This window comes from uncultured Intestinimonas sp., from assembly GCF_944387245.1.
Taxonomy (GTDB): Bacteria; Bacillota; Clostridia; order Oscillospirales; family Oscillospiraceae; genus Intestinimonas.
Genome location: NZ_CALXEE010000096.1, coordinates 1 through 6,737, shown reverse-complemented (window position 1 = coordinate 6,737; position 6,737 = coordinate 1). Strand labels below are relative to the sequence as shown.

At 64.6% G+C, this 6,737-nt stretch carries 3 protein-coding genes; 1 reads left to right on the top strand and 2 read right to left on the bottom strand.

What is annotated here, in order from left to right; translation table 11 throughout:
* Positions 1-33: 33 nt before the first annotated feature.
* Both Q0K15_RS10160 and Q0K15_RS10155 read right to left on the bottom strand, forming a co-directional pair.
* Complete coding sequence (locus Q0K15_RS10160) at positions 34-1,395, bottom strand: citrate/2-methylcitrate synthase (protein WP_294515735.1); 1,362 nt, start codon at positions 1,393-1,395, stop codon at positions 34-36.
* 413 nt (positions 1,396-1,808) lie between these two features.
* Positions 1,809-3,734, bottom strand: a complete 1,926-nt coding sequence (locus tag Q0K15_RS10155; RefSeq protein ID WP_294515734.1) for an NAD(+) synthase — start codon at positions 3,732-3,734, stop codon at positions 1,809-1,811.
* Positions 3,735-4,088: 354 nt separating this feature from the next.
* Here Q0K15_RS10155 and Q0K15_RS10150 point away from each other — a divergent pair, with 354 nt between their 5' ends.
* Positions 4,089-6,725 (top strand): cation-translocating P-type ATPase, encoded by a 2,637-nt coding sequence (locus tag Q0K15_RS10150; protein ID WP_294515733.1) that lies wholly within the window; start codon positions 4,089-4,091, stop codon positions 6,723-6,725.
* Positions 6,726-6,737 lie beyond the last annotated feature (12 nt).

Genomic DNA, 6,737 nt, shown 5'->3' with positions numbered 1-6,737 from the left:
AAGGCCCGGAGCATAAGCTCCGGGCCTTGGGTCTTATCTTTGATCCAGCGGGGTGTAGTCCCGATGGGTGCCCACGTACTTGTAGGCGGGGCGGATGATCTTGCCCATGTTGATGAGCTCTTCGATGCGGTGGGCGCTCCAGCCGGCGATGCGGGCCATGGCAAAGAGGGGGGTGTAGAGCTCCAGGGGGAGGTCCAGCATGTGGTAGACGAAGCCGGAGTAGAAGTCCACGTTGGCTGCCACGCCCTTGTAGATCTTTCGCTCATGGGCGATGATCTGGGGGGCCAGCCGCTCCACCCGGGCGTAGAGATCATACTCGTCGGTACGGCCCTTCTCCCGGGAGAGGGTCTCCACGAACCGGCGGAGGATGTTGGCCCGGGGGTCGGAGAGGGAGTAGACGGCGTGGCCCATGCCGTAGATGAGCCCCGCCTTGTCGAAGGCCTCCCCGTGGAGGAGGGCCTTCAGATAGGCGGAGATCTCCTCCTCGTCGGTCCAGTCCCGGACGGCCTTCTTCATGTCCTCGAACATCTGGATGACCTTGATGTTGGCGCCGCCGTGCTTGGGGCCCTTGAGGGAGGCCAGGGCGGCGGCCATGCAGGAGTAGGTGTCGGTACCCGAGGAGGTGACCACGTGGGTGGTGAAGGTGGAGTTGTTGCCGCCGCCGTGCTCGGCGTGGAGCATGAGGCAGATGTCCAGGATGTGGGCCTCCCAGAAGGAATAGGCCGAGTCGGCCCGCAGGAGGGTGAGGATGTTCTCTGCGGTGGAGAGCTCCGGCCGGGGGGCGTGGATGAAGAGGGAGTTGCCCTCCTTGTAGGTGTAGGCCTGGAAGGAGTAGACGGCGTAGAGGGGGAAGGTGGCGATGAGCTGGATGCACTGCCGGGCCACGTTGGGGAGGCTGATGTCGTCGGTCTTGTCGTCGTAGGAGGCGATGGAGAGGACGCATTTGGCCAGGGAGTTCATCATGTCGCTGCTGGGGGATTTTAGGATCACGTCCCGGACGAAGTTCTTGGGGAGGGTGCGGTAGGAGGAGAGGAGCTGGGTGAAGTCGGCCAGCTCCGAGCGGGTGGGCAGCTGGCCGAACATGAGAAGGTAGGCCGTCTCCTCAAAGCCGAAGCGCTTCTCCCGCAGGGCGGAGCCCACCAGGTCCTCGATGTTGTAGCCCCGGAAGTAGAGCTCGCCCTCGCAGGGGACCTCCACCCCGTCCACCACCTTTTTGGAGATGATGTCGGAGACCTCGGTGAGTCCGGCCAGCACACCCTTGCCGTCCAGGTCACGGAGGCCCCGTTTGACGTCGTAGCGGCGGTAATCTTCGGGGTCAATCTGACAGTTTTCCAGACTCCTGGCGGCGAGGGCCTGGATCTCGGGGGTCACGTCACTGTAATTGTAGCTGGCCATTGGCATCGCGCTCCTTTCTCTGCGAAGGCCCCGGGAGGGGCGGCGGTAGTTGTCATATGGATATCTAATGATTAGTGCATTAAATATTATTCTAACATATAAATATTACTATTTTATGAATGGACAAACGTCCGCCCCACACGAATTTTAAAAAGGGGAAAAAATCCGCCCATGGGCGGGGCCCATAGGCGGATTTGGGGGATATATGGTGTTTACTCCAGGCCTTCCAGCTCTTCCAGCCACAGTGCGGCCACAGCGTCAGACGGCATCCGCCTCGTCGGCGCGGACTCCATACCCCTCGCTTCCGCCTGGAGGCGAAAGCTCGCTCATTCCGTCGCGCCTCCTCTCCCCACGGGGACCGCACGGGTCCCCGTGGGGGCCCCAATGGGCGACTGGCGGCGGAGGCAGTCTATTTACTCCAGGTTTTCCAATTCTTCCAGCCACAGTGCGGCCACCGCGTCAGAGGGCATCCGCCAGTCGCCCCGGGGCGACAGGGCCACGGAGCCCACCTTGGGGCCGTCGGGGAGGCAGGAGCGTTTGAACTGCTGGGAGAAGAAGCGGCGGTAGAAGGTGCGCTCCCACTTGAGGAGGGTGGCGCGATCGTAGGTCCGGCCGAAGGCGTGCTCGGCCAGCCGCAGCACCTTCCGGGGCGGGAAGGCCCAGCGGACGGCGTAGTAGAGGAAGAAGTCGTGGAGCTCGTAGGGGCCCACCAGGTCCTCGGTCTTCTGGGCGATCTGGCCCTCGATGGCGGGGAGGAGCTCCGGGGAGACGGGGGTGTCCAGGATGTCGGAGAGGACGCCGGAGAGCTGGGGGTCCTCCTGCTCCTTGTCGTCGCTGATGAAGCTCACCAGGTGGCGCACCAGGGTCTTGGGGATGCCGGCGTTGACGGCGTAGTTGCTCATGTGGTCGCCGTTGTAGGTGCACCAGCCCAGGGCCAGCTCGGAGAGGTCGCCGGTGCCGATGACCAGGCCGCCGGTCTGGTTGGCGATGTCCATGAGGACCTGGGTCCGCTCCCGGGCCTGGCCGTTTTCAAAGGTGACGTCGTGGTCGGACATGGACTGTCCGATGTCCCTGAAGTGCTGCTTTACCGCCTCGCCGATGTCGATGGTCTTGAGGGTACAGCCCAGCCGCTCGGCCAGCAGCACGGCGTTGGACTTGGTCCGGTCGGTGGTGCCGAAGCAGGGCATGGTGACGGCGATGATGTCGGTGGCAGGGCGCTGGAGCATCTGCATGGCCACCGCCGTGATGAGGACGGCCAGGGTGGAGTCCAAACCGCCGGAGAGGCCCACCACCGCCGTCTTGGCGCTGGTGTGCTCCAGTCGCTTCTTGAGGCCCAGGGCGGCCACGTACAGGATCTCGTTGCACCGCTCGGCCCGGTCGGTCTTGTCCTCGGGGACGAAGGGGGTGGGGGAGACGGGACGGGTCAGGTGGGTGTCGGCCAGCTCCAGGTCGAAGCCGATCCGCCACAGCGCGTCCTGCTCGGCTAGGGGCTGGAAGGTGTTGAGCCGCTGCCGCTCGGCGCACAGCCGGTCCACGTCGATCTCGCTGACGGTGAGGCCGGTGCCGAAGCGCCGCTCAGAGAGGAGGACGCCGTTCTCGGCGATCATGTTGTGGCCGGCAAAGACCAGGTCGGTGGAGGACTCCCCCTCGCCGGCGTCGGCGTAGACGTAGCCGCACAGCAGCCGGCCCGACTGGCCGCACACCAGGGAGCGACGGTAGCCGGCCTTGCCCACCGTCTCATTGGAGGCGGAGAGGTTGAGGATGAGGGTAGCCCCCGCCCGGGCCGCCCGGATGGAGGGGGGCTCCGGCGCCCACAGGTCCTCGCAGATCTCCACCCCGATGACCAGCTGGGGCAGCTGGGTGCAGTAGAAGAGGCCGGTGGCCGACAGGTTGACCTCCTGGCCGCACAGGGGGAAGGTGACATCCACCCCGGCGCCGGAGGCGAACCAGCGCTCCTCGTAGAACTCGCCGTAGTTGGGCAGGTGGGTCTTGGGTACCAGGCCCAGGATCTCCCCCTTGTGAATGACGGCGGCGCAGTTGTAGAGCTTGTTGTCAAAGGGGCTGCGCACCGGCAGGCCGATGGCGGTGACCATGTCCAGGTTCTTGGTGGCCTCCAGGATGGTCTGGAGCCCTTCCTCAGCCCCCTTGAGCAGGGTGGGCTGGAGGAAGAGGTCCCCGCAGGTGTAGCCGGTGAGACACAGCTCCGGCAGGCAGAGGACCCGCACCCCCTGGTGGTGGGCCTCCCGCATGAGGGTGAAGATCTGTTCGGCGTTATAACGGCAGTCGGCCACCCGGATGGACGGGGTGCCGGCGGCGACTTTCACAAAACCATCGCGCATATACATGACCTCCTATTCGCGTTGGTACCATTTTACCCCAAGGGGGAGGCGTTTGCAAGAAAAGCGGTCTTCCGATGTGAGAGAAAAAGTTTACCGGATTTTACATGGGTGGCCTTGACAAGGGCGGAAACAGTCGGTATAATCGTGGGTAATTCAAAAGGGAGTAGTCGCAAGTTCCTCCTTCAACATCACGGCCTTTGGCCTGGGGGAGGACGCCGGTGACGGTGACAAGACTTTTGAGTATGTACTTCGCTGGGGCGGAGTGTATACTCAAAAGTCTTTTTTTATTGTTCCGGCGGGAGAATCGGCGGCTGTTCCCGGGGCAAGATAACCTGTAAAAAAGGAGTGTGCAGCATGGAAAAAGCCTTTTTCAACCGCACCCCGGAGGAGACCCTGAAGGCGGTGGAGTCCGCCCGGACGGGACTCACTTCGGCCCAGGCGGCGGAGCGGCTGGAGCGGTTCGGCAAGAACGCCCTGGCCGAGGGCAAGAAGAAATCGGGCCTCCAGGTCTTCCTGGAGCAGTTCCAGGACCTGTTGGTGGTCATCCTGCTGGTGGCCGCCGTCATTTCCGCCGTCTCCGGCAATCTGGAGAGCACCATCGTCATCTTCGCCGTCCTCATCCTCAACGCCATCCTGGGCACCGTCCAGCACTTCAAGGCCGAGAAGTCCCTGGAGAGCCTGAAGGCCATGTCCTCCCCCACAGCCAAGGTGCTGCGGGACGGCAAGCGCACCGTCATCCCCTCCGCCCAGATCATCCCCGGCGACATCGTGGAGCTGGAGGCCGGCGACATGGTGGTGGCCGACGGCCGCATTCTGGAAAACTACTCCCTCAAGGTCAATGAGAGCTCCCTCACCGGCGAGAGCGAGGGGGTGGAGAAGACCGCCGACGTGATCCCCGGCGACGAGGTGGCCCTGGGCGACCGGAAGAACATGGTGTTCTCCGGCTCCCTGGTGACCTACGGCCGGGCCCTGGTGGCGGTCACCGGCACCGGCATGGACACCGAGCTGGGCAAGGTGGCCGCCCTCATGAACCAGACCCAGCAGCGCAAGACCCCCCTCCAGCAGTCCCTGGACGACTTCAGCAAGAAGCTGGCCATCGTCATCATGGCCATCTGCGTGCTGGTCTTTGGCCTCTCCCTCTACCGGGAGATGCCCATTCTGGACTCCCTCATGTTCGCCGTGGCCCTGGCCGTGGCCGCCATCCCGGAGGCCCTCTCCTCCATCGTCACCATCGTCCTGGCCCTGGGCACCCAGAAGATGGCCAAGGAGAACGCCATCATCAAGGACCTGAAGGCGGTGGAGAGCCTGGGCGCCGTGTCGGTCATCTGCTCGGACAAGACGGGCACCCTGACCCAGAACAAGATGACCCCCCAGAAGATCTACGCCGACGGCTCCCTGCTGGAGGGCAACGACCTGGACCTGGTCAACGACGTCCAGCGGCTCCTGCTGAAGGCGGCTCTCCTGGCCAGCGACGCCACCACCGACCCGGCCACCGGCACCAGCATCGGCGACCCCACCGAGGTGGCTCTGGTCATGCTGGGCGACCGGCTGGAGATCGACGAGGTGGCCTACCGCCAGCAGCACCCCCGCATCGGGGAGCTGGCCTTTGACTCCGACCGGAAGCTCATGAGCACCCTCCACAGCATCGACGGCGTGCCCACCCTCTACACCAAGGGCGCCATCGACGTGCTCCTGGCCCGGTCCACCCACGTCCTCACCCGGGAGGGCAAGGTGCCCATGACCCCCGAGTGGAAGGAGCGCATCTCCCGGGTGAACATGGAGCTCTCCATGGAGGGCCTGCGGGTCCTGTCCTTCGCCTACCGGGAGCTGCCGGAGAACCACACCCTCACCCTGGACGACGAGCAGGACTTCACCTTCATCGGCCTCATCTCCATGATCGACCCGCCCCGGCCCGAGGCCATCCAGGCCGTGGCCGACGCCAAGCGGGGCGGTATCCGCACCATTATGATCACCGGCGACCACAAGGTCACCGCCTCCGCCATCGCCAAGCAGCTGGGCATCTTCCGGGAGGGGGATGAGGCTGTCTCCGGCGTGGAGCTGGACAACATGACCGACGCCGACCTGGACCAGCGGCTGGAGAAGATCTCCGTCTACGCCCGGGTGTCCCCCGAGCACAAGATCCGCATCGTGTCCGCCTGGCAGCGCAAGGGCAAGATCGTCTCCATGACCGGCGACGGCGTCAACGACGCCCCCGCCCTCAAGGCCGCCGACATCGGCGTGGCCATGGGCATCACCGGCACCGAGGTCTCCAAGGATGCCGCCTCCATGATCCTGGCCGACGACAACTTCGCCACCATCGTCAAGGCGGTGGTCAACGGCCGGGGCGTCTACACCAACATCAAGAACTCCATCAACTTCCTCCTCTCCGGCAACATGGCCGGCATCCTCTGCGTCCTCCTCACCTCCATCCTGGGCCTCTCCGTCCCCTTCGCCCCGGTGCACCTCCTCTTCATCAACCTCCTCACCGACTCCCTGCCCGCCATCGCCATCGGCGTGGAGCCGGCCACCGGCGGCCTGCTGGACCAGAAGCCCCGTGACCCCAAGGAGCCCATCCTCACCAAGGGCCTCCTGGGCAAGATCTTTGCCCACGGCGCCATCATCGCCGCCGCTGTCATGGCCGCCTACTTCATCGGCCTCCGGGATTCCGGCGCCGAGCTGGCCATGACCATGGCCTTCTCCACCCTCACCCTGGCCCGGCTCTTCCACGGCTTCAACTGCCGCGGCCTCCCCTCCATCTTCCGCATCGGCCTCACCACCAACAAGGCCAGCATCGGCGCCTTCTTCGCCGGCGTGGTGCTCCTGGCCGCCGTTCTCTTCATCCCCGGCCTCAATACCCTCTTTGAGGTGGCCCCCTTCACCATGCAGGAGATCGGCCTGGTGGTCCTGCTGGCCTTCCTGCCCACGGTGGTCATCCAGATCTACAAGGTCATCAACGACGCCGTCCAGGCCTCCCGGCGGAAACAATCCTGATATGCAAAAAAG

Coding starts and splice junctions, on each gene's coding strand:
- Q0K15_RS10160 (WP_294515735.1), bottom strand. CDS start 1,395: ATGGCCAGCTACAATTACAGTGACGTGACCCCCGAGATCCAGGCCCTC.
- Q0K15_RS10155 (WP_294515734.1), bottom strand. CDS start 3,734: ATGCGCGATGGTTTTGTGAAAGTCGCCGCCGGCACCCCGTCCATCCGG.
- Q0K15_RS10150 (WP_294515733.1), top strand. CDS start 4,089: ATGGAAAAAGCCTTTTTCAACCGCACCCCGGAGGAGACCCTGAAGGCG.